Source organism: Streptomyces sp. BA2 (assembly GCF_009769735.1).
Lineage (GTDB): Bacteria > Actinomycetota > Actinomycetes > Streptomycetales > Streptomycetaceae > Streptomyces.
Window position 1 is genome coordinate 9,161,452 of sequence record NZ_WSRO01000002.1, and the last position, 19,945, is coordinate 9,181,396.

Annotated in this window: 22 protein-coding genes and 1 pseudogene; 11 read left to right on the plus strand and 12 right to left on the minus strand. The window is 67.6% G+C overall.

Going from position 1 to position 19,945, the window contains the following annotated elements; genetic code table 11:
* Positions 1–201 precede the first annotated feature (201 nt).
* Both E5671_RS43925 and E5671_RS43930 read left to right on the plus strand, forming a co-directional pair.
* On the plus strand, positions 202–654 hold the full coding sequence (locus tag E5671_RS43925) for a hypothetical protein (protein WP_160509764.1): 453 nt from the start codon (positions 202–204) through the stop codon (positions 652–654).
* Positions 651–974, plus strand: a complete 324-nt coding sequence (locus tag E5671_RS43930) for a hypothetical protein (RefSeq protein WP_160509765.1) — start codon at positions 651–653, stop codon at positions 972–974. Before E5671_RS43925 ends, E5671_RS43930 begins: the two co-directional genes overlap by 4 nt.
* Before the next feature lie 317 nt (positions 975–1,291).
* Here E5671_RS43930 and E5671_RS45650 read toward each other — a convergent pair whose 3' ends face one another.
* Together E5671_RS45650 and E5671_RS43940 are read right to left on the minus strand one after the other, a co-directional pair.
* Positions 1,292–1,819 carry a hypothetical protein gene (locus E5671_RS45650; protein WP_202121489.1) on the minus strand — a complete coding sequence of 176 codons (528 nt, stop codon included), beginning with the start codon at positions 1,817–1,819 and terminating at the stop codon, positions 1,292–1,294.
* Positions 1,820–2,120: 301 nt separating this feature from the next.
* On the minus strand, positions 2,121–3,008 hold the full coding sequence (locus E5671_RS43940; RefSeq protein WP_160509766.1) for an MBL fold metallo-hydrolase: 888 nt from the start codon (positions 3,006–3,008) through the stop codon (positions 2,121–2,123).
* 1,540 nt (positions 3,009–4,548) lie between these two features.
* Between E5671_RS43940 and E5671_RS43945 the strand changes: the two genes are divergently transcribed.
* Positions 4,549–5,073 carry a DUF1877 domain-containing protein gene (locus E5671_RS43945; RefSeq protein WP_202121490.1) on the plus strand — a complete coding sequence of 175 codons (525 nt, stop codon included), beginning with the start codon at positions 4,549–4,551 and terminating at the stop codon, positions 5,071–5,073.
* Positions 5,074–5,279: 206 nt separating this feature from the next.
* On the opposite strand, the gene E5671_RS43950 is transcribed toward E5671_RS43945, so the two are convergent.
* The 5 genes and pseudogenes from E5671_RS43950 to E5671_RS43970 all read right to left on the minus strand — a co-directional run.
* Positions 5,280–5,930, minus strand: coding sequence for a DUF6461 domain-containing protein (locus tag E5671_RS43950; protein WP_160509767.1), 651 nt, complete (start codon positions 5,928–5,930; stop codon positions 5,280–5,282).
* 171 nt (positions 5,931–6,101) lie between these two features.
* Positions 6,102–6,515, minus strand: coding sequence for a VOC family protein (locus E5671_RS43955; RefSeq protein ID WP_160509768.1), 414 nt, complete (start codon positions 6,513–6,515; stop codon positions 6,102–6,104).
* On the minus strand, positions 6,512–7,096 hold the full coding sequence (locus E5671_RS43960; protein ID WP_160509769.1) for a dihydrofolate reductase family protein: 585 nt from the start codon (positions 7,094–7,096) through the stop codon (positions 6,512–6,514). Before E5671_RS43960 ends, E5671_RS43955 begins: the two co-directional genes overlap by 4 nt.
* Before the next feature lie 413 nt (positions 7,097–7,509).
* A complete protein-coding gene (locus tag E5671_RS43965; RefSeq protein ID WP_160509770.1) occupies positions 7,510–8,259 on the minus strand; it encodes a hypothetical protein in 750 nt (249 codons plus the stop codon).
* A gap of 69 nt (positions 8,260–8,328) precedes the next feature.
* A pseudogene (locus tag E5671_RS43970) lies at positions 8,329–8,541 on the minus strand (transposase); the annotation flags it as partial.
* Positions 8,542–8,689: 148 nt separating this feature from the next.
* Between E5671_RS43970 and E5671_RS46710 the strand changes: the two are divergent.
* Positions 8,690–8,926 carry a hypothetical protein gene (locus E5671_RS46710; protein ID WP_237330385.1) on the plus strand — a complete coding sequence of 79 codons (237 nt, stop codon included), beginning with the start codon at positions 8,690–8,692 and terminating at the stop codon, positions 8,924–8,926.
* Between the two features lie 101 nt (positions 8,927–9,027).
* Here E5671_RS46710 and E5671_RS43975 read toward each other — a convergent pair whose 3' ends face one another.
* Both E5671_RS43975 and E5671_RS43980 read right to left on the minus strand, forming a co-directional pair.
* A complete protein-coding gene (locus E5671_RS43975) occupies positions 9,028–9,711 on the minus strand; it encodes a response regulator (RefSeq protein ID WP_160509772.1) in 684 nt (227 codons plus the stop codon).
* Positions 9,708–10,898, minus strand: coding sequence for a sensor histidine kinase (locus tag E5671_RS43980; RefSeq protein WP_202121491.1), 1,191 nt, complete (start codon positions 10,896–10,898; stop codon positions 9,708–9,710). The genes E5671_RS43975 and E5671_RS43980 overlap by 4 nt, the downstream gene beginning before the upstream one ends.
* 142 nt (positions 10,899–11,040) lie before the next feature.
* Here E5671_RS43980 and E5671_RS43985 point away from each other — a divergent pair, with 142 nt between their 5' ends.
* Genes E5671_RS43985 through E5671_RS45655 form a run of 3 tightly spaced genes read left to right on the plus strand, consistent with a single transcriptional unit; the run spans position 11,041 to position 13,970 of the window.
* Positions 11,041–11,187, plus strand: coding sequence for a hypothetical protein (locus E5671_RS43985; protein ID WP_160509773.1), 147 nt, complete (start codon positions 11,041–11,043; stop codon positions 11,185–11,187).
* On the plus strand, positions 11,187–13,292 hold the full coding sequence (locus tag E5671_RS43990) for a multicopper oxidase family protein (RefSeq protein ID WP_160509774.1): 2,106 nt from the start codon (positions 11,187–11,189) through the stop codon (positions 13,290–13,292). Before E5671_RS43985 ends, E5671_RS43990 begins: the two co-directional genes overlap by 1 nt.
* A 6-nt stretch (positions 13,293–13,298) precedes the next feature.
* Positions 13,299–13,970, plus strand: a complete 672-nt coding sequence (locus E5671_RS45655; RefSeq protein WP_202121492.1) for a hypothetical protein — start codon at positions 13,299–13,301, stop codon at positions 13,968–13,970.
* Positions 13,971–14,426: 456 nt separating this feature from the next.
* On the opposite strand, the gene E5671_RS44000 is transcribed toward E5671_RS45655, so the two are convergent.
* Complete coding sequence (locus tag E5671_RS44000; protein WP_160509775.1) at positions 14,427–15,107, minus strand: dihydrofolate reductase family protein; 681 nt, start codon at positions 15,105–15,107, stop codon at positions 14,427–14,429.
* Positions 15,108–15,853: 746 nt separating this feature from the next.
* Here E5671_RS44000 and E5671_RS44005 point away from each other — a divergent pair.
* Positions 15,854–16,477, plus strand: coding sequence for an SMI1/KNR4 family protein (locus tag E5671_RS44005; protein ID WP_160509776.1), 624 nt, complete (start codon positions 15,854–15,856; stop codon positions 16,475–16,477).
* A gap of 249 nt (positions 16,478–16,726) precedes the next feature.
* A complete protein-coding gene (locus E5671_RS44010; protein ID WP_160509777.1) occupies positions 16,727–17,137 on the plus strand; it encodes a VOC family protein in 411 nt (136 codons plus the stop codon).
* Between the two features lie 15 nt (positions 17,138–17,152).
* Here the strand turns inward: E5671_RS44010 and E5671_RS44015 are convergent, their stop codons facing one another.
* The gene (locus E5671_RS44015) at positions 17,153–17,605 is read right to left on the minus strand and encodes a MarR family winged helix-turn-helix transcriptional regulator (RefSeq protein ID WP_160509778.1); all 453 of its coding nucleotides are present in this window, start codon (positions 17,603–17,605) and stop codon (positions 17,153–17,155) included.
* An 89-nt stretch (positions 17,606–17,694) separates the two neighbouring features.
* Here E5671_RS44015 and E5671_RS44020 point away from each other — a divergent pair, with 89 nt between their 5' ends.
* Positions 17,695–18,618, plus strand: coding sequence for a zinc-binding dehydrogenase (locus E5671_RS44020; RefSeq protein WP_160509779.1), 924 nt, complete (start codon positions 17,695–17,697; stop codon positions 18,616–18,618).
* A gap of 90 nt (positions 18,619–18,708) precedes the next feature.
* Positions 18,709–18,900: an e9imm peptide gene (locus E5671_RS44025; protein WP_237330386.1), complete on the plus strand. Its 192-nt coding sequence runs from the start codon at positions 18,709–18,711 to the stop codon at positions 18,898–18,900.
* A 105-nt stretch (positions 18,901–19,005) separates the two neighbouring features.
* Here the strand turns inward: E5671_RS44025 and E5671_RS44030 are convergent, their stop codons facing one another.
* Complete coding sequence (locus E5671_RS44030) at positions 19,006–19,890, minus strand: IS5 family transposase (RefSeq protein WP_443032770.1); 885 nt, start codon at positions 19,888–19,890, stop codon at positions 19,006–19,008.
* Positions 19,891–19,945 lie beyond the last annotated feature (55 nt).

The window sequence follows — 19,945 nt, forward strand, 5'->3', positions numbered from 1 at the left end:
CGCCGGGGCAGGTCGGATCCTGTCCAGGCTGGTGCCGGGGCGTGACTGGCAGGGGTACCCCTTGTCCACTGACGACACCGGCAACTCGGCTGCCAACACGCCGGACGAGCTGTACGTCGCCTCGCCCGCGGCTGTGGAGCGGGCCGACAGGGCCCGCAAGGAACTCGAAGCGCGCGGCATGCAGGTGTGGGTCGAGACGAAGTGGTGGAAGTCGAGACCCATCTCAACGAGGAGGCCGCCGCGGCGTCGGCGGAGATCGCGGAACTCATCGGGGCTGTGGTGGGTGCCGCTCTGTCATCTCCCTTCGGGGAGATCGCCGAGTTGTACGCGCAGCTGCGCGCGGAGTGGATCAGGCGGGTCGCGAACGGGGGACCCTGCAAGCTCGTCTCGCCGTGGATCTTCCCCGGCGCGCTCATCCCGGTGCGCAAGCAGGCGCCCGAGGACTTCAAGATGTGGTGGACGGTCTTCGAGCCGGGGCAGGGATGGGGCGCGGACGAGAAGTTCGCCGCCCATGCGTCAGGGGCGAACCGGCGCTGGCCGTGTTCAATGACCGCCTTGTCTGCGCGCACCGCGGCGGCCATGACAACGAGCTCTGGTACTCCGTCTACAGCCCGGCGACCGGCTGGTCCGACGACACCAAGTTCGGCGGGATGACCTCGGACGGGCCGGCGCTGGCGGTCTTCGGCGGGAAGGTCCACTGCGTCTACAAGGCCCACAACGACAAGGCCCTGTGGCACACCACCTACGACGGCGCCAGGTGGAGCAGTCACGTCCGGCTTCCCGCACACGAGTCCTCCCGGGCCCCGGCTCTCGCGGAGTACAACGGACAGCTCCACCTCGTCCACCGCGGTGGCAACGACAGCCAGTTGTGGCACGCCACCTTCAACGGAACCTCGTGGTCCGCGGACTCGAAGTTCGCCGGTCACTACTCCCTGGAAGGGCCGGCGCTGGCCGTGTTCGGCGGCGAGCTGTAATGCATCCACCGCGGATACGGCAGCGGCGACCAGAACCTGTGGTGGACCAAGCTGCGCACCGGGCTCGCCTGGACTGCTGACCAGAAGTTCCCCGGCCACCTCAGCGACGCGGGCCCGGCAGCAGCCGTCTACCGGGACAAGCACGGCACCAAGGACCAGCTGTACGTCGTCCACCGCGGCTGGGGCTACGACAAGGCTGCGGGAGCCGACACCGCCGAGGTCGAAGCGCTCCTGGCACGCGAACACGTGGACGGCACAACCATTACCGACTGACCCCGGCATGGTCAGGCCACATGCAGCCGCCTTATGCACCCGCCTCATGCAGCCGCCTTGGAGCGAACGGCATCGTGCGCACCGACGAGCGAACGCCATCCGGTGCGCATTACCCGGTGGGGGAGTGCGGTGGATCGTGCACCACTCATCGCGCCGCGCGCGCCGCGCGCGCCGCGCGCGCCGTCGGGCCGGTCTGTTGGGCTCATCGAGTGGAGTCTGACTGTCGGCTTGAGGGTGAGATACCGCGGCCAGTACCGGCGCCGAGGCGTCTGCGCGGGCGGGGGAGGAGCGCTTGTGGCAGCGCCGGCGGAGCGGCACTGCCACGGGCGCAGGTCGGGATCGAGGTCGACGCCGCAGCGGGCGGCGGTGAGCATCTCCGCAGCCCAGGTTGGCGTGTTCGTTCTTCCAGGCGTGCCCAGGTGGAACGGCAGCCGGATCCAGACAGCGCGCGGCGTGGGATACCTGTCGAATCCGGCACGCTTCAGGACGCTGGCTGCGAAGGCATCGACTGGGCCGTCGACTTCGACTTCGCCGCCCAGCCCGCGGGCGATGCGGATCGCCTCGTCGCTCATCGGCTGCGCCCCGTTCCGGCCGTCTGCGCAGGGCTGCCCACGGGCATGGGGGGGGGGCGGGCTGCGGCAGAAACGCGGGGAGGGTGGCTGGAGGGGAGGCGAGCTAGAGCCGTATCAGCGCCGCCGAACGGTACAACGCCACCTGCATCACGGACGAGAGCAGCTGACCGGTGCCCCCAGCCCTGGACGAACCAGGATGGCCATGATCTCGTGGGCCTGCTTGCTGTTCACACCACAAGAATTCGCGTGGGCACCGTCATGCCATGGTGGTGGCCTCGTTCGATCCTGCGGGTCAGCGCTGTTACCAGCGCATCGCGGTGAAGTCGACGGGGCGGGGCCGGAGTTCTCGGGTACGCGCCGTCAGCTGCCGCAGCCGCTGTGCCATGTCGTCGGAGGGGAGGCGTCGGCGGTCGCCGTGGCCCGGTAGCAGCCACTCGAAGCGCAGCCGGTGGGCGGTCCGGGCCAGGGAGGCGGCCAACTCCTCGATGGAATACCAGGCGACACTGTCGGCCACCTCGATGTCGGCTGTCGTGCGCGACCAGTAGAAGCTGTCGCCGCTGAAGCAATACCGCTCGTCCGCGAGGTAGAGCACGCTGCCCCGCGTGTGGCCGGGAAGGGGAAAGGCGGTTACTCCGCCTGCGATCTCCACCGGGTCGGTGCCACGGAGCACGCAGTCAGCGTCCGGGGCGGCATCGAGGTCACCCTCGTGGATCCATAACTGGGCGCCGAAACGATCGGCGTAGCGACGGCCGTGCGCGGTGTGGTCGCGGTGGGTGAGCAGGACGTCGGTGACGGGGCCCAGCGCCTCGTAGCGCGCGGCCAGCGGAGTGCTCCAGCGCGGCGTGTCCACCATCATCACGGTGCCGTCGGGGCGGCGTAGTAGGTAGGAGTTGGCCCCTGCGGTGTGAGGGGAGTTGTGCCCGCACAGGTACACGGTGTCGTCCAGTGCCAGCGGGAAGGGGTCCAGTGCCGCATCCAGCCGCCCGGTCGGGGGACGAATCGACCGGGTGGGGCAGGCGTGCGCAGCGGTGTGGATCTGCTGGATCTCGGTCTGGCTGTGCGGCTGGTGCAGGACGACCGCGCGTCCGTCGGCCTCACCGATCAGGCCGGGGGCAAGTTGCCGGGCAACGTCGCAATTCATGCAGCGCCCGTCCACCTGCCAGCCGCCCTCAAACGGTTCATCGCCCATGGTCCACTCCCTCGCGCACTGCGCCCGCCAACCGGCCGCTCGTTCTCAGGGGTATCCCGCGTCGTGCGGATAGAGGAAGAGGGCACGGATCTTGTACTTGTGTCACCGCTCTGTTCTGAGGGTAGCTTTAAGATGGTTTATCGACATTTCCCAACCGGCTTACAGTCCTCCGCGGTCAATCGCGGGGCTAGTTGAAGGATGAGGCGGAGCAGCTGAGGCGGGCGGTGTTGGCGCACGCAATGGTTGATCAAGTCACCGGCGTCACTGTCGCGCTGGGCCACCTGAGCCCGAACGTGGGGTGGGATGTCAACCGCAGCGCGGGCTGGATGGCGTGCGGATGAAACTCCACGGAAGGCCGTCAAGCGACTTCCGGCAGCAGGATCTCCTGTATGCCTTTGAAGAAGATGAGGGGCCAGCGTCGAAAGCATGTGGCCGGTCACCAGACTGGAGCAGCACAATATTGGGCTCATGGCTGCCCAGGTGGAAGAGACGCGATCTGACCTCGATGCTGTGCGGTAGGCCAATCGCGACCTGACCTGAGCCCTGAGCCAACGAACCTGAGCTTCGGTCGCTCGAACTACGGCTGGAGGGACTGTTCAGCCAGCCGGAACCGCCCGGCTGCGGCGTCGCGGTATCGACGGTCACGCTCGGTGAGTGGACCCGCGGTGGCGGGAGGGACTTGGTTGGACACCATTCGGTGGCGCCTCCCTTGGTGCTCGCTGAGCTCGCACGTCGACAGCTACGGAGATCGAGCGCTGTGTGCTGGTTCTGGCTTCGCCGTCACGCATTCGTGCTGACGAACCTGGCGCATGGACGGTAGTTCCGATGCTGGAGCAGGTCAGACTAATTCCATGGATGGAGCGAATATCGTCGCGGCCCTAGCGGTCCTGTCGAGCACAGTTACCGCGATCTACAGCCTTCGCACGCAGAGCCGACAAGAGCGGGAGAAGTGGCTACGGGATCAGCGTGCAACGGCCTACATCAGCCTCATGGAGTACCTCACTGGCGTACGGCGATTTCTTCAGGCTCCGAAAGATCACGAGAAGCCTGTCTTCCCTCCGGAGGCTCGCGCGCGCGTCAACGCTTTTGGAACACGGCCAGTCATCGACGCCGTCGGTCGACTCGTCGCCGACTTGGGGAAGTTGACGTTGGTTGAGGGGGGAGAAGTGCCTGACGACCAGCGACTCAGTACAACTGAGTGGACCGCTGGCGAGAAACGCGTACTCGCTGATGCCAACAGCATCACCCAGCCGGGTACGTCGCGAGCTCGGCGCCTCCAGGCAATCTGTGCTCGACCGTCTACTCAGGCGCCCAAGCTCCGGAGCCAGCCGCGCCCTTCCCGAATCGACCGATCTCTGAGCGTCTACCGAGCAGAGTGCCGGTCAGAGAGAGCGCGCCACACTTCCCGCTCTTCGTGGTTGGCAGATCCGGTCTCGGGACGATGGGCACTCTCGCTTGCACCGGCGCTGAGCTGCGCAAAGTCGTCTCGACCCACCTCGCACCACACAGTTGCTCCCAGAGAAGGCGGCATACTGCGATCATGGCCGTCACTCAGCAGCTCGCCCGTGTCCCAGCTGCGTACCTCGATGCCTGCCGACAGGCGGCCGATGCCTCTGAAGATGGGGATCACGGGTGGAATCCACCAGCGGAGGACGTTCTCGATCTCGACTGGGCGCCGTTCCTCCTGCGGCGCGTCGCCGAGTTGGCAACGCTCGGCGAAACGCGTGTGCAGGCCCTCCGACAGGCCACGGGTGGAAGCTCCGTGATCGACCTGAACTTCCTCGATGTCCCTCCGCACGCCATCGCTTCTTTTGGAGCGACTCCCACCGCACTGACCGCGCCTGCGGTCGTCCACATCGCCGGCGTGCTCGATCAGATCGACTTCCCCGCAGCCCTCGCCAGCCTGCCGGTTGACGAGACGGAAGCCGCGCTCCTGATCGGCCATGGTGCTCAGGAGATCGTGGGCGGAGCAAGGAGATACCTGGAGCAGCACTTCAAGGCCTTGCGCGACTTCTACCGAGGAGCAGCTCAGCAGCGCCTTCTTGTCGTGCTCTGGTGGGATTGATGAAGGGCACTGGTGCAGAACAGCGCTCGTGTGCTCGTCGAACTGTGCGCCGTACTTGACGAGCGGTGCCAACTAGAGCGCTAACTTTCGGGCTCTCTGACGCGCTCCTATCGCTCCACCACGCTAGGTAGGCGACGCCGTGACGGTCGTGGGCGTGTCCCATCGAGCGGGTTCAGGCGGATCTCGGTGGTTGAGGCCCGACGCGGCTATCCCACGGCGGCGTGAGAGAACGCGGCTGCCGGCAGCTCTGCCTCCGTCTCCTCCCAGGGGAGGCGGATGCCGAGCTCGCCCTCCAGGAACCGGAGGAACGCCACATCACCCACCTCGTCACCGTGGTGTACGAAGCCGAGCGCCACTGCGGCTGGGGGGCCGTTCGTAAGGTGTGGCATACCCGGCTCGAACGACGTCACTGCCTCGCCGTGGAGGCCGTAGTCGACGCGGCTGAAACCTTTCGCGTTGCGATGCACGACAAATGCCCGTCCCCGTTCGGACAGCTCCGCGATGTAGCTCCCGGTACGGCAGCCGAACTCCTCCAGCGCATACGCCCAGCCCGCCACCGATCCCGCTCGGACGATGGTGTCCGGCGGGGTGGGCAAAAAGCCTCCGCTCGTCAGACGGGCCACCGCCGCTGCGTCTTCCCAGTCCAGGAAGTCCAGGTCACTGATGTGGTCCTCCTCATCCCTGAGCAGCAGTTCGTACGCCGCGGAGCCGGTCAGCGGGACGATGTGGCGCTCCTCGGCTCCAACGCTGCGCAACAGTTCGTACGGCGAGAGCCCCTCGCCGAGCGTGAGGGTGAAGCAGTCGTTACGGTTGTCCGCTATCCAGCTCAGCCCGTTCTCGCCAGGTCCCCGGTCCATCAAGCCGCCCCCTGTTCAGCGGTCCGCCACGATGACGGCCTCGCGAGCAGAACTTAGTGCGCAGTCACAGCTGTGTGTCTTGGCGTAGCGCTTCAGTAGGTCCGCGGGGAGTGATGTCGGTGGTGGCACGTGCGGTCTGCGCGATGCTTCGTCACTCCGCTCACGGGGCGCTCAGGAGAAGTCCGCGGCGGTGATGCCGTCGGGGTGTCCGGGCGGCCACTCCACCAACTCGATCCGGTAGCCGTCCGGGTCGGTGAGCCACGATGTCTTCGGGCCGCGAGGGCCGCCCGGGTACTGGACAGGTCCCGGCTCCAGGCCGGCGGCGGTCAGCCGCTCCAGGGTGGTGGCCAGTGTGTCCACCTGGATCGCGAGGTGGTCGAAACCGCCGCCCACGTCGACGCGTCCGCTGACGGGACGGTGGACCAGTTCGAGCGAGGCCGCCGGTTCGCCGGGGAACTTGAGGATCACGAGGCGACTCCCGTCGCCGTCGTCGACCCTGCCCAGCTCGACGTAGCCCAAGGCGGTGTAGAAAGCGAGCGAGCGGTTCAGGTCGGTGACGCGGTAGGCGACGAAGAGCGTTTTCATGCGGTCTCCTCGGGTCGGCGTACCCGGTAGCGGAGGTGCGTGACGTCTCGGTCCTCGAGCCGCCGGACGAGTTCGAGTTCGATGTGATCACCACCGAGGTGGTCGAACAGCCGCCTGCCTTCCCCGAGGAGGACCGGAACCAGGTGGATCTCCATCTCGTCGATGTGCCCGGCTCGCAGGAGCGCTTGGGCCGCGCCCGCCCCATGGACCATGACCGGCCGGTCCCCGGCGGCCACGCGAGCCTGTCGGGCGCAGTCCTCGACGTCGGTGACGAATCGCGCGTGGCCGGGTGGCACGTCCCCGTCGTCCACATGGTGGGTGAGGACGAAGATCGGCACACCGTCGTGATGGTCGCCCTGCCAACGCCCGGCGAGTTCGAACGTCCGTCGGCCGGAGATTACCGCGCCGGTCGCCAACGCCTCGCGATAGACCTGTCCGCTGGGACCGTCGGATTCCCGGTCGTCGAGCCAGTTGAAAAGACGTCCACCGGCACGGCCGAGCTCCTGGCCCGGTCGATCGTCCGGACCGGCGACGTAGCCGTCGAGCGACATCGACATGTACAGCCGAATCGGATTGCTCATTCTGGCCTCCATCTCTCCTCCATGATGTGGGGATGCTCCGCGTCCCGCTCTGTAAGGGCGGGAAGGTCACAGTGGAAGACTTGAGGCAGCAGGCAAACTCATCGACCTGACGAGGCGAAAGTCAAGAGCAGTCAATCGGTTGAGGTGGTTCAGGCTGCGTGAGCCTCGGAGGGTTCGACGAGCCCAACCGCGCTCGAGGAGGGCGCGCCAGCCCGCACCAGGGCGACCAGGTGGGGTGCGTCCCTCCGGAGTCGTCGCAGTACAGCCTCGCCCCATCCGTGCTCGACACGTACGGTGAGCCGCAGGGAGACTGCGGCGGCGAGGGAGCACCGCGCAGGACAACGCCCCTTGACGCCTTCCTGGTCAGGGGGCATTTGGCGGCGGTGGCCGGCTAGCCCATCGAGCCATGCTCATCACCGTGAGGGGTAAGAACTCCTACCCCGGGAGTGACCTTCGGATGGTGGCTGGCTGTCGCAGGCCGGGGCCAGTTCTTTGAGTGCGGTGGGGGTTTCCAAGTCTTTGAGGGGGCGCCACGTGTTGCCGGCCTGGGCTGTGAGCACGATCAGAGCCGCTACGAAGGTGAGCGAGGCCAGCACGAAGGAGCCTTGGAGGGCGTAGGGGTCGCTGGGGTGGCTGGGGTCGGTGCGGCGCAGTATGAAGAAGGCGTGCACGGCGGGGGCTGCTGCGCCGAGGCCGTAGCACCAGAGGGCCAGGTTGTTGATCGTGGTGCCCAAGTGGCGGCGGGTAGCGGGGGCGTGGGAGAAGAGGTCGTTCAGGTGGGTGCGGACGGCCGTCTGGAAGGCGGGGTCGCGGCCGATGTCGCCGACGCGTGGGCGGTCGCGGACGGTCTGGTACCGGCCGACGGCTCGGAACGCGGCCGCGGTGACCGGGTGGGCCGGCTCAGCCGCAGCCTCCGCCAGCTTCATGCCGTTCCTGTCGAGCAGCCTGTCCTCACTCATCAGACGGACGGCCACCGAGGCCGCGCGGGAGGAGTTCAGCAGCAGTCTGCCGGGTTGGTGGTCGGTCGAGCACAACGGTTCGGAGGTGCTCAGCAGGTCCGCGTGGTAAGCGTCGAGCCCCGGCCAAGCCCGCACCTGCCGGACCATCCGAGCCTCCACCGACCGCCGCCACGGCCGGGGCGCCAGACCCAGCACGACGTTCACACTGGCCAGTTTCGGTGAGAACGAGAACGGTCACCCGGAACTCGGGTTCTGCGCTCGCCGGGCCATGCCACGTTCCCACGTCCCGTCGGCCGGCCATAGTCGGTGGCGTTCACAGACGGTCTTACAGGGACCGAAGCGCTCAGGAAGATCCCGCCAGTGCACTCCGGTCCGCACCTGGTGCAGGATCCCATCGTTCACCTGTCGATGATCCCGCCATCGGCCACCTCGTCCCTGGCTCACCGGCAGGAACGGCCGCAACCGTTCCCACTCGGCATCTGTCAGATCGCCTGCGTTGTGCCTACGTTCCTTGGAAGGGTTGGGGCGGGCGCCGTCTGGAAGGTCTCTGTGGCTACTGGTCCGCGGATCGGGAAACTCGAACTACTACCTGGCTCGGCGTATCCCGGACGATCCGGACAGCCAAGGATGGACCGTGGGCAATGTCCAGGTGGGTAATGCCGAGACAGAGCCAGGGCAACGCTACGAATTGGTCGTCTGGAAATTCGATGCACGTTTGACTGGCGTAGCGAGACCGTCACTCTTCGAGCAGGGGATACCCATGCGCGGAAAGCTGGCGAAGCTGGCTGACCGCGGCTGGCTGCATAACGGCCCGACGGGAAGTTCACCGCCCACCTGTGACGTGACCATGCCGTACAGCGGCCGGGTGTAACTGAGGTGCTCCCGGCGGCTGTTGGAATCGTGTGACGAGAACCAAAGAGCCCGCCGGGGGGGGGACACCGCGATCGATGGTGACGATGGCCGAAGAAGTCCCTAGTCCACGAGCCCCGCATGGTGCGCCAGGATCGCCGCCTGGACGCGGTTGGTGAGGGAGAGCTTCGACAGGATCCGGCTGATGTGGGTCTTTGCGGTGGCCTCGCTCACGTGCAGGGCCGCGGCGATGCCGGTGTTGGAGAGGCCGCCGCTCAGGGCGATCAGGACCTCGCGCTCCTTTTCCGTCAGGGCCTCCAGGCGGCTGCGGGCCTCGGAGCGGCGGCGCTGCCGCTCGGCGGAGGGGCCGTCGTCGTCCTCCGTGAAGCGGCGGATGAGGCGGCGGGTCACCTTGGGGGAGAGCATCGCGTCGCCGCGGGCCGCGCTGCGCACCGCAGCGATCATGTCATCCGCGGTGGCGTCCTTCAGCAGGAAACCGACCGCCCCGTGACGTAGCGCTGTCTGGACGTATTCGTCCAGGTCGAACGTGGTCAGCACGACGACGTGCGGCGGGCGGGGCGAGCGGGTGAGGCGCTCTGTGGCGGTCAGGCCGTCGGAGCGGGGCATTCGGATGTCCATCAGGACGACGTCCGGCTCCAGGGCGGCGGCCATCGACACCGCCGAATTGCCGTCCGATGCCTCGCCCACCACTTCGATGTCGGGGGCGGACGCCAAGATGGTGCTGAGCATGGAGCGCACCATCCATTCGTCGTCCACGATCAGGACCCGGGTCGTCGTCTCGCTCATCGCGTGGCTTCCATGTGGGCGGGCTGCTTCTGGGGTACGTCGTCCAGCGGGATCTCGGCGGCGATCTCGAAGCCGCCGTCCGGGGTCGGGCCTGCGGTGAGTTCGCCGCCGACGAGCCGTATCCGTTCGGCGATGCCGAGCAGGCCGTGGCCGCCGCTGGGCAGACCGGAGGGGTTGCCGCCGATTCCGTGCTGGTTGATCACTGTGAGGTGTAGCAGTCGGCGCGTGCAGTGGACTCGGACGTGGGTTTCGGCGTCGGCCGCGTGTTTGTGGACGTTGGTCAGGGCCTCCTGCACCACCCGGTAGACGGCGTGCTCGATCAGGGCAGGCAGTTCGGGTGGGCGGGTGGTGCCGTGCTCTCCGGTCAGTTCGAGGGTGACCGGCGTCCCCAGGCTGCGTGAGTCGGCGATCAGGGTCTCCAGCTCGGCGAGGCCGGGCTGCGGGGCGAGCGGGGCCTCGGATCGGGTGTGCAGGACCTCCACCAGCGAGCGGAGCTCGGTCAGTGCCTCGCGGCCGATGGCACCGATCTGCTTGGCCATGTCGACGGCGGACGCGCCCTTGGTCGCCTCGAGGGCGGTCGCGTGCAGCACCATCAGGGCCACGCGGTGGGTGACGACGTCGTGCATGTCCCGGGCGATCTGGGCGCGTTCGTCGCTGCGGGCCTGCAGCACCCGCTGCTGCTGCTCGCGCTCGGCCCGCTCGGCGCGCTCGCGCAGCTCGGTCATGAGGCGGCGGCGGGCGCCCATGTACAGGCCGAGCAGGGCCGGGAGGACGCAGATGCCCACGCTCATGATTGCTGCGTCAAAGCCGCCGCCCCGCCATATCGGCAGGGCGACCACCGTGACGGCGACCGTGGAGGCGACGGCGACCCGGCGCCAGGAGGCGGCGCGGTCGGCCAAGATGTACTGCGCGAACGCCACGGCGATCCAGGCCGACAGCACCACATAGGCGCCGAGTGCAGCCAGCAGAAGCAGCTCGGGACGCCGCTGACGGAACCATGACGCGAGGCCGACGACCAGCCCGACCGGGATCGCCACGAAGAGCGGCGGGTGCGCGGCAAGGTAGTCGAACCTCGCGGCCATCCCGTCGATCGTGGCCGTGGCCGAGGCCAAGGCCAGCGCCACGAGGGCGCCCAACACCGGCCGCAGGCGTTCCCGGTGGGCTGTCAGGCGACTGTCCCATGTCATGGCTGCAGGCTAGCCGCGGTGCGGGAGGACACGCGTCAATCGATAGTTGTACGCGGCATCGCCCGGCCCACAACTATCCGCCGAGGAAGGCAGCGAGGATCGGCGGATGCCCGGCCGGTGCGGTGACGGCCACGCTGACGGCATGCCTGAGATCACCGAATCCACCACAGCAGGGCGCCGCCGCCTCCGGGTCCTGGGCGACCAGATCGCCCGTGACCTCCGCCGGCCACGCAGACGCCCACCACAGCCGCCGTCGACCGCGGCCCGACGGTCGCAGGACCGGGCGTGATGGCCGTGTACGTAACCGCAGCCGGACTCGAGTCCGGGCTGGGCATCGTTCTGCTCCCAGCGTGGCTGATCGCCGCCGTCACGACGGGCCTGCAGCCAGGCCGCCGCACCGTCGGCCGCATGCGGCTGATGTCCCGTATCGCGCTGGTGCCGGTGGCCGTGGCCCTGATGCTCACCGCGGCCAGGCTCGTCACGTACGGGCTGCTTGCCCTCCATGGATGGGCGTTTGTCGGCGACCGGCGGCTGTTCACCACCGTCGTCATGCTGCTCCCGGCCGTGCTGGCCACCGTCGTTTGGACGGTGCCGTGGCTGGCATCCGCCGCCCGGATGAGGCTGCCCGACCCGGATGCGCCGGTGCCGCTGGATGAGCAGGCGCGCGCCCGGTCCCCGCGTCATGTCGTGCCGCCCTGGCTCGCGGCGTTCGGCGGCTTCGGCTGCTTCGTGCAGACCTTCCTGCCACCGGACCGGTCCTTCTGGATCAGTCTCGTCGCCTACGGGTCGATCACCGCCGCGCTCGCCGGGCTGCTGCTCTGGCGTGCCAACGCGCGGCTGCAACGCCTGTTCACCGGCCGTGAGATCCCCCTGCGACGGGCACTGGCGGTCCGGCTGGGTACGGCCGTGGTGGTGCTCGGCACCGTGGTGGGGCTGGTCAATTACGGGATCGCCGGCAGTCGGCTTCCACACACCTTCTCGATGATGAAGGGCAGCGCCGACTGGGGCGGCGGTGCCGCCGGGCAGCACCACGACATGGCCGGCGGCCACCACATGGCCCCGGGCACCAGCGGGGCGCACGGGATGTCCGTCGATAAACTGCGCGGTCCCAGAAGTGGTAAGCCCGACCGGCGCTTCTCCCTCACCGCGCAGGCCAAGAAGGTAAAGCTGGCCTCCGGCAAGACGGTCGACGCCTGGACGTACAACGGTCAGGTCCCCGGCCCTCAACTGCGGGTCACCGAGGGCGATCTGGTCGAGATCAAGCTGCGGAACGAGCTGCCCGGCAAGACCCCTGTCACCATCCACTGGCACGGCGTCGACGTCCCCAACGGCGAGGACGGCGTGGCCGGCGCCACCCAGGACGCGGTGTTGCCCGGCAAGTCCTTCACCTACCGCTTCCGCGTGGAGGAGTCGGGCACCCGCTGGTACCACTCCCACCAGGCCGCCTCCGAGCAGGTCGAACGCGGCCTCTTCGGCGCCCTGATCATCGAGCCGAAGAAGCAGACCCGGCCGGTGGACAAGGACGTCAACGTCCTCGCCCACGACTGGCAGACCGACAAGGGCCTGGTGTCCGCGATCGGCGCCTCCGACGAGCTGGAGCGGCGCCGCGCCGAACCGGGCGAGAAGATGCGGGTACGGCTGGCCAACACCAGCGGTGCCACTCGCGAGTTCGCCATCGACGGCGTCCCGTACAAGGTCACTGCCCTGGACGGCACGGACGTGCACAAGCCGACCGCGCTCAAGGGCAAGAAGCTGGTGATCGGTGGCGGCAACCGGATGGACATCGAATTCACCATGCCCGACGGGCCGGTGCGGGTGACCGACGCCAGCGCGCCGGACGCGGGCATCGTGTACTCGCCGAACGGCAAGGGGCAATTGAAGGCGGATCTGAGCGGCCCCGAATTCGACCCGTACAGCTACGGCAGTCCGAAGAAGACGGAACTCCGCCCGGACAGCGACTTCGACCGCGACTACAAGCTCGTCTTCGACGAGTGGCTGGGCTTCTACGACGGCACCTTCGGGCTGAAGCAGACCATCAACGGCCGTGTCTTCCCCGACACCCCGATGCTGATGATCAAGGAAGGTGACCTGGCCCGCACCACCTTCATCAACCGCGGGAACGAGGACCATCCGATGCATCTGCACGGCCACCACATGCTGGTGCTGAGCAAGAACGGCAAGCGGGCCTCCGGCAGCCCGATGTGGCAGGACACCGTGCTCGTCCGGCCCGGCGAGGAGGTCCAGGTCGCCTTCAAGGCCGACAACCCCGGCATCTGGATGGACCACTGCCACAACTTCTGGCACAGCAAGCTCGGCATGGTCATGCACCTCGCGTACGACAACGTCACCACGCCGTACGAGGTCGGCGGCCCCGCCGGCAACAAGCCCGAGTAGGAGTTCTTGCGCCGGAAGCAAGGGGTGCCCGCCGTGCTGGCCGCGTCACGGTGTCTCACCGCCGCGGCCTGCGGCACCGCCGCCGCCACCGCCGCCGCAGGCGGACCTCGCGGGAAGCGCCACGACCGCGCTCGAGAACTGCCGGTGCCCACCACGTACACCGAACCGCCGGAGCGCGTCGTCGCGATGAACGGCGCCTCCGTCGCCGAGGCCTCCGCGCTGTTGGCGCTCGGCCTCGGCGACCGCATCGTCGCCAACCAGCAGAGGTACGGCCGCTCCGAGGTCCCCGGCAGGGCCGCGGCCGTCGACAAGCTGCCCACCGGCGATGTCACCGCAAACGACGCCCACGACATCCCCCGGAAGACCATGCCCGCCCTGCGCCCGGACCTGGCGCTCTCCGCGACGTTCAACGGCTTCGACGCCAAGCACGGCTTCGCGACCCGCGGTGACCTCGCCTCCGTGGGTGCGAACAGGGCTAGTAGTGAGTTCCTCAAACGGTGTATGTATATCGGCGCCGAAGTTGACGGGTTGATGGTTCGGGTCTGCCCCAGATCCAGGGGTGGCACAGGAGTTGAGCTGGCTGGTTGCAAGGACGGTGACGTAAGCAATGCTGTCGCGGTTGGCGAACGACCGGCCGGCGAGGCGGATTTGCGGACGATGCGCGACCAGCCTTCTTGAAGGTTGAGCCAGCAGGCGCCGACGGAGATGAGGCGTGACGGATACGGGGATGGTCCTCGAGCCAGGTCCGGGCGGACACGCTGTTGTGACTGGAGAGGTTGTCGGTGACGATCCAGATCTCGCCGGGCGGGTTGGCGCCCTCCAGCAGTTGCAGGAACTGCTGGTAGAAGACGCTGTTGCGGGAGGAAGCAGTCATCGTGACGGCCTGGACGTCGGCAGGTCGCAAGCCGCCGTAGCCCCAGGTCTTAGCCGACCGTCTTCCGACCGCACCCCAGCTCTTCGGCGATCGCCGTTACGCGTATACCCCGACCAGCTCAGCTCGATCATCCGGGCCCGCATCACGGCATCTCACGGAGCCTCCCGCGCCCCGACAATTGGGGAACGACGGCCCGTTCGTCCTGCCGGAGCTGGAGCGCGTATGAGTGCGGAACGCAGTGAATCAGCGTGTGTCGGTCGTCACGGCAGCCCCGGGTGGTCCGCGGCGGGCTGTCTTGCGAGGCGGTAGCGCAACCAGACGAGGCCGTCGTCGAAGGATTGGCTGTCAACGAGCTCCAGCGCGTCGGCAGGGTAGGGCGCCGCTCCGTACCAGAGGTGTCGGACTCGTGAGCCGGCGAGGTAAGGATGAATGAGCAGGCTCACCTCATCCAGCAATCCTGCCTCCAGCAGCGCGCCGGTAAGGGAACCGCCGCTGTCCACACGCACGACCTCGGCACCCTCACGTCGCCCGAGTTCACTGATCGCCTCGGCCAGATCGACTCGCTCGGACCCGGCGACAAGCTCGGGCACGGTCGAGGAAGGGGGCCGTGGTGGGGTGGACTGCGCATACAGGGCAATGACGTTCGACCAGTGCCCGACGTCGCGCAGCGCCTGCCACTGCCGGATGCGTGCCTTGCCGTCCACGACGGCGATGAGCGGCCCATCCGCGGAAGGTCCGGGACGCGGAGCTGCGGCCAGCGTCTGCTCCTGGGCGAGGATCGTGTCGGCGCCGGCCAGGGTGATGTCCTCGTGCCAGGTGGAGGCGAGTTCGTAGAAGCGGCCCACGTTCGGCGGGAAGCCCGTGGTCGTACCCTCCAGGGAGACGGCGGTATGCGCCACGACGTAGGGACGACGTGGGCTGCGAGACGCATCTGCTGGCATGTCCTGAGGATAGAACTCAGCGTCTGGCCGTGTGCGCCCCTCGAAACGAGCTGCACCCAAGGGAATTTGGCTTACTTGCCCGGACAGTTGCCTAGTTGGCCCGTTTGAGGGAGGGGGGACGGCGTTAGGAGCGCACTACGCGAAAGGGTTCTCCGTCCAGGTCCGCCACGACGACTCCTGTCTGCCCGTTGCAGAGCCGGTGCATGCCCATACGCCACCTGAAGTTACCTGGCTCATCGGGTTCCGCATGGATGAAGAAGTGGTCGGGGTCGGCGTGCGTGACGGTGTAGGGGAAATCGGGTACGCCCGTAGCCCCCGGACTCTTGAACTGGATGAGTGGATCCGCCTCTCTGTTCCGTCTCTCTGTTCCGTACCGACGACTGGGCGGAGATCATCGAGTCTTTGCCAGGCATGGGGCCGGTCCTCGGCACCGAGTTCTGAGCGGTCGTCGACGACTTGTCACTACGAAGGAACCTGGCCGCACGCGTCGGCACTCACCGCGATTCGTATGCACGGCACCGCGCAGGACTACTGAGCGGCTCCGCCGAAGTCCGCTGCTGATCCGCACCTGCGGTACAAACGTGGCCGCCCCTGGTGGACGGGGTCTGGGGGCGAAGCCCCAGGAACTTTGGTTCCCGCACCTCAGCGGAGCTGCTTAGCTTGATCTTTAACTACCGGGTGGTTGTGGTGCCGAGCAATGACGCCGGTCTGGTGTCTAGGTGGTCCCGCGGACGACGATGCATGCCATGACAATTGACAGCTCGTGGTTGCGGATCGAGAACTGGTTGTGTGAGTACGCGCCGGCCGCGTACGCCTCATTGCCCCCTGCCACGGGCTCTGATGGGGTACGCGCGGCAGAACGCCAGTGCGGGCTCGTGTTTCCTGAGGACCTGGTGGCGTCCCTGCGCCGCCATGACGGCTCGGGGGAGTGCCTGCTGCCCGGGAACTACCGCCTGTCCGGCGCAGCCGAGATCGCGAAAGACTACGTGTGGTGGATCGGGTCACATCAGAGGGACGTTTCCGATGAACTGCGCTATTGGCGTTCCTCCTGGTTGCCGCTGGCCAGAGATGGCGCCGGAGGTTCCCTCTTCGTCGAGATGGCACCGGGTGACCGGCACGGTCGCATCGGTGCGCATGCCCACGGTGACGGTGGCCGGTTCGACGACTGGCCCCAGTACACCTCGCTGCAAGCCCTGCTCAGCTGGGCCGCGCAGGCCCTGTCCGACGGCTCTGCCACGGATGTCCTGGACTACGTGCTCACCACGGACGAACAGGGGCTTCCGTACTGGGAGGACGCGGACGCAGAACAGGACGGCGTGTCAGTGGTCTGGGACATGGCAGCCCTGGAGAACCGCTACGGAGGGCTCTGACCCCTCGCGAGCCGTGATCACGGGCAGCATCTCGAAAGCGTCTCGAACTTCGGGTGAGCGGTTGTGACCGTCATGGGCTCCGGGCGACCAAGTTTTTCAGCCATCAAGCGGCGACAAGCTCACTGCCATACCCGGAGCCCTCGGGTCCACCGATCCTACGAATGACCGGCGTGGGCCCGAGCTAAAACGGTAGGACAAGCTTAGGGGCTGCTCTCGAAGTCGGGTGTGAGCTTGTGGCAAGATCGCGGGATGCTGCGACTCACCGATTTCATTATCGACTGCCCGGACACGATGAAGCTGGCGGCTTTCTACTCCGAGGTGACGGGCCGTCCGGTCAAGGAAGGCAGCTCTGAGGACTGGGCTGGTATCCAGTTCGGCGAGATCGAGTTGGCTTTCATCCGGGTGGAGGACTACCGCGCTCCGCAGTGGCCGGACAGCGAGCACCCCAAGCAGTTCCACCTCGACTTCGAAGTGGACGAGATCGAGTCCGAGCAGCGCCGCGTCCTCGACCTCGGCGCAACACTGAGGCAGGACTTCATCGGCCCCAACGGTTACGGCTGGCAGGTCTACACCGACCCGATCGGCCATCCCTTCTGCCTGTGCCGCAACAAGGGCGTCATCTGGACCGACCAGGGCCCGGTCTGGCCCAAGCGTGAATAGGAGCTGTCCGGCCGATCATGTGTGATCAGGCCAGATCTCCGTTGTTTCGTGGAGCCGGGTCAGCAGGGCCAACAGCTGCTTCTGCTCATCCGGGGTGAGTGGTGCCAGCAGTTCGGCATTGGCGGCTTCGGCCAGAGCTCCGCAGCGGGTGAGGACGGCCGTGCCCTCCTGGGTGACGGTGACGGCGTTCTTGCGGCGGTCGGAGGGGTGGGGGGTGCGCAGGACGAGGCCCTCCTTCTGGAGGTGGTTGAGGATACCGACCATGTCCTTGGGGTCGACGGCCAGCCGACGGCCCAGGTAGGCCTGGGTGGCGGGCCCGTACTCGGCCGTCGCGGCCAGTACCGCGTGGTGCATGAGCTTCAATCCCTCTGCAGCGATCGCGTCGGCGACCATGCCCCGGCCACGCGCCGCAACACGGCCGACGAGCCACGTCGGCAGGGACTGGATGCGCTGGAGGTCCGAGGTCATGGGCTCAGCCTATCCAAATGTCATTGGACGTCCCAATGAGATTCGCCTTATCGTTGGGGCATCCAATGAGTTCGGATCGGGGAGGTTCTGTGCTGCGCATTCGCCATGAGGTCAACGGTGGACCCGAAGTGCTGTTCGCCGAGGAGGTTGACCGACCCGAGGCAGGAGCCGGGGAGGTATTGATCCGGGTCGAGGCGGTCGGGGTGACCCTGCCCACCGTGCGCAAGGTCCGGGAGGGCAGCGAGCCGATCCCGTTCGGCGGCGAGGTCGCTGGGGAGATCGTCGCCCTGGGCGCGGGAGTCACCGCCTTCGGTGTCGGAGACCGCGTCACCGGGCTGTGCTTCGCCGACGCCTACGCCGAGTTCGCGGTTCTGAACACGGCTATGACTTCCTCAATCCCCGACGGCGTGACCGCCGTGGAGGCGGTCGCGCTGGTCCGCAGCGGGTTGGTGGCGCGTGGCGCCTACGAGGCTGCACGTCTGGAGCCCGGCGAGTCGGTCCTGGTCACGGCGGCGGCCAGCGCAGTGGGCACGCTCGCCCTTCAGTACGCCAAGGCCGGTGGGGCAGCACGCGTCGTTGCCGCCGTCAGCAGCGCCGACAAGGCCGACTTCGTCCGAGGGCTGGGCGCCGACGAGGTCGTCCTCTACGAGGACGCCGACTGGGGCGCTCCGTACGACGTGATTCTCGACGGTGTTGGCGGTGACCTTCTCGGCCCCGCTGTACGAGCCCTGGCGACGGGCGGCCGACTGGTGGCCTTCAGCTCCGGCGGCGGCACGGTGGAGGCGTACGAACTCCTGGTCCGCGGCGCCTCGCTGATCGGCTTCCAGATGCGGGCCATCGCTGTCGGCAAGCCTGAACTCTACGATCGCTGGCTGCGCGAGCTCTGGCAGATGCGCGAGGAGGGCACCCTGCGCACCGCCGTACACGAGGAGATCCCCCTCGACGACGCCGCCCGAGCCCACACCCTCATCGAGCAGCGCCGTAACCTCGGCAAGGTCGTCCTTGTCCCTTAGGGGCAATCCGGTCGATCACGTCACTTACTGGGCTCCTCTGCTCCTGGAAGGGTGGCTATGGCGGCGATAACTGGTGAGAGTGCCGTTGTGATGGCGCAGAAGATCATGGATGCGGACTACGTCGATGACACCGAGGCCGACCGTGCGCTGGAGGCGCTGGACAGGGCCCTCGGCTGTCCGAGTGGCTATGTCAGCGGCTTGATCTTCTGGCCCAAGGGGCAGGAGCCGACAGCGGCTGAGGTGGTCGAACAAGCTCTGGCCTACCGACCGTTCGCGCTGTGAGAATGCGTCAGGCTCGCAGCCAGGTGACCAGAGCTGCCGCGGTGACGGTGCCCAGGAAGACGTAGCCGCGCTTGTCATACCGGGTGGCAACCGCTCGGGCGTTCTTCAGCTTGTTGATGGCCCGTTCAACGGTGTTGCGCTTCTTGTACCGCTCCTCGTCGTAGCCCGGTGGCCGTCCGCCTCACGATTCTCGGCGCAGGCGAGCGGCCCGTCTGTCGGTCTTCTCTGGGATGGTGTGCCGGATGCCCCGCCGCCCCGTAGGTACTCACGGCAGGGGCCGTTGCTGTAGCCCTTGTCCGCCGCGACACTGTCCGGCTTCCTTCGGGGCCTGCCCGGCCCGAGCCCGGGAACTCGGATCTTCTCCAGTACCGGCCCGAACTGGGTGCAGCCAGCCTGCTGTCCCGCGGTGATGATCAGGGACAGCGGGCGGCAGCGGCCGTCGGCGCTGAGGTGGATCTTGCTGGTGAAGCCGCCGCGCGAGCGGCCCAGTCCCTCACCTCGCTCACCACCTCCACCAGCCGGCCGACCAGGCTCTGCCACGGAGCCTCGTCCTGGTGTTCTGCCCCCACGTCCCCCTTTGGTGCGACCAGCATCTGCGGCGGGTCGGTTCGGGCACCGGCCGTGTGCTGGTGCGCGCGCACGATGGTGGAGTCCACCGAGACGTACGTCCCAGTCGATCTCGCCCGTCGCGTCGGCCGTGGACTGGGCCTGCTGCAGCAGGCGTTCCCAAGTCCCGTCCGCCGACCACAGCCGGTGGCGCTCGTAAATCGTCTTCCACGGGCCGAACCGCTCCGGCAGATCACGCCACTGCACCCCGGTCCGTACCCGGTGCAGGATCCCGTCGATCACCTGCCGGTGATCACGCCACCGCCCGCACCGCCCATTGCTCACCGGCAGCAAGGGCCGCAGCTGCTCCCACTCCACGTCCGACAGATCGCCGCGTTCCCGCCCCATGCCCGAAACAACGAGCAGATCAGCCGACGGCCACATGATCGGCCGGACAGCTCCTAGTACTGCAACGGTGCTTGTCGTGATTGCTGGGCAG

What these genes read in the sequence shown, in the direction of transcription:
- E5671_RS44005 (WP_160509776.1), top strand. Translation starts at nt 15,854, where the DNA reads ATGACAATTGACAGCTCGTGGTTGCGGATCGAGAACTGGTTGTGTGAG.
- E5671_RS44010 (WP_160509777.1), top strand. Translation starts at nt 16,727, where the DNA reads ATGCTGCGACTCACCGATTTCATTATCGACTGCCCGGACACGATGAAG.
- E5671_RS45650 (WP_202121489.1), bottom strand. Translation starts at nt 1,819, where the DNA reads ATGAGCGACGAGGCGATCCGCATCGCCCGCGGGCTGGGCGGCGAAGTC.
- E5671_RS43990 (WP_160509774.1), top strand. Translation starts at nt 11,187, where the DNA reads ATGGCCGTGTACGTAACCGCAGCCGGACTCGAGTCCGGGCTGGGCATC.
- E5671_RS43980 (WP_202121491.1), bottom strand. Translation starts at nt 10,898, where the DNA reads ATGACATGGGACAGTCGCCTGACAGCCCACCGGGAACGCCTGCGGCCG.
- E5671_RS44030 (WP_443032770.1), bottom strand. Translation starts at nt 19,890, where the DNA reads ATGTGGCCGTCGGCTGATCTGCTCGTTGTTTCGGGCATGGGGCGGGAA.
- E5671_RS43955 (WP_160509768.1), bottom strand. Translation starts at nt 6,515, where the DNA reads ATGAAAACGCTCTTCGTCGCCTACCGCGTCACCGACCTGAACCGCTCG.
- E5671_RS44025 (WP_237330386.1), top strand. Translation starts at nt 18,709, where the DNA reads ATGGCGCAGAAGATCATGGATGCGGACTACGTCGATGACACCGAGGCC.
- E5671_RS44015 (WP_160509778.1), bottom strand. Translation starts at nt 17,605, where the DNA reads ATGACCTCGGACCTCCAGCGCATCCAGTCCCTGCCGACGTGGCTCGTC.
- E5671_RS43985 (WP_160509773.1), top strand. Translation starts at nt 11,041, where the DNA reads ATGCCTGAGATCACCGAATCCACCACAGCAGGGCGCCGCCGCCTCCGG.
- E5671_RS43930 (WP_160509765.1), top strand. Translation starts at nt 651, where the DNA reads ATGACCTCGGACGGGCCGGCGCTGGCGGTCTTCGGCGGGAAGGTCCAC.
- E5671_RS43940 (WP_160509766.1), bottom strand. Translation starts at nt 3,008, where the DNA reads ATGGGCGATGAACCGTTTGAGGGCGGCTGGCAGGTGGACGGGCGCTGC.
- E5671_RS44000 (WP_160509775.1), bottom strand. Translation starts at nt 15,107, where the DNA reads ATGCCAGCAGATGCGTCTCGCAGCCCACGTCGTCCCTACGTCGTGGCG.
- E5671_RS43960 (WP_160509769.1), bottom strand. Translation starts at nt 7,096, where the DNA reads ATGAGCAATCCGATTCGGCTGTACATGTCGATGTCGCTCGACGGCTAC.
- E5671_RS43950 (WP_160509767.1), bottom strand. Translation starts at nt 5,930, where the DNA reads ATGGACCGGGGACCTGGCGAGAACGGGCTGAGCTGGATAGCGGACAAC.
- E5671_RS43975 (WP_160509772.1), bottom strand. Translation starts at nt 9,711, where the DNA reads ATGAGCGAGACGACGACCCGGGTCCTGATCGTGGACGACGAATGGATG.
- E5671_RS43945 (WP_202121490.1), top strand. Translation starts at nt 4,549, where the DNA reads ATGGCCGTCACTCAGCAGCTCGCCCGTGTCCCAGCTGCGTACCTCGAT.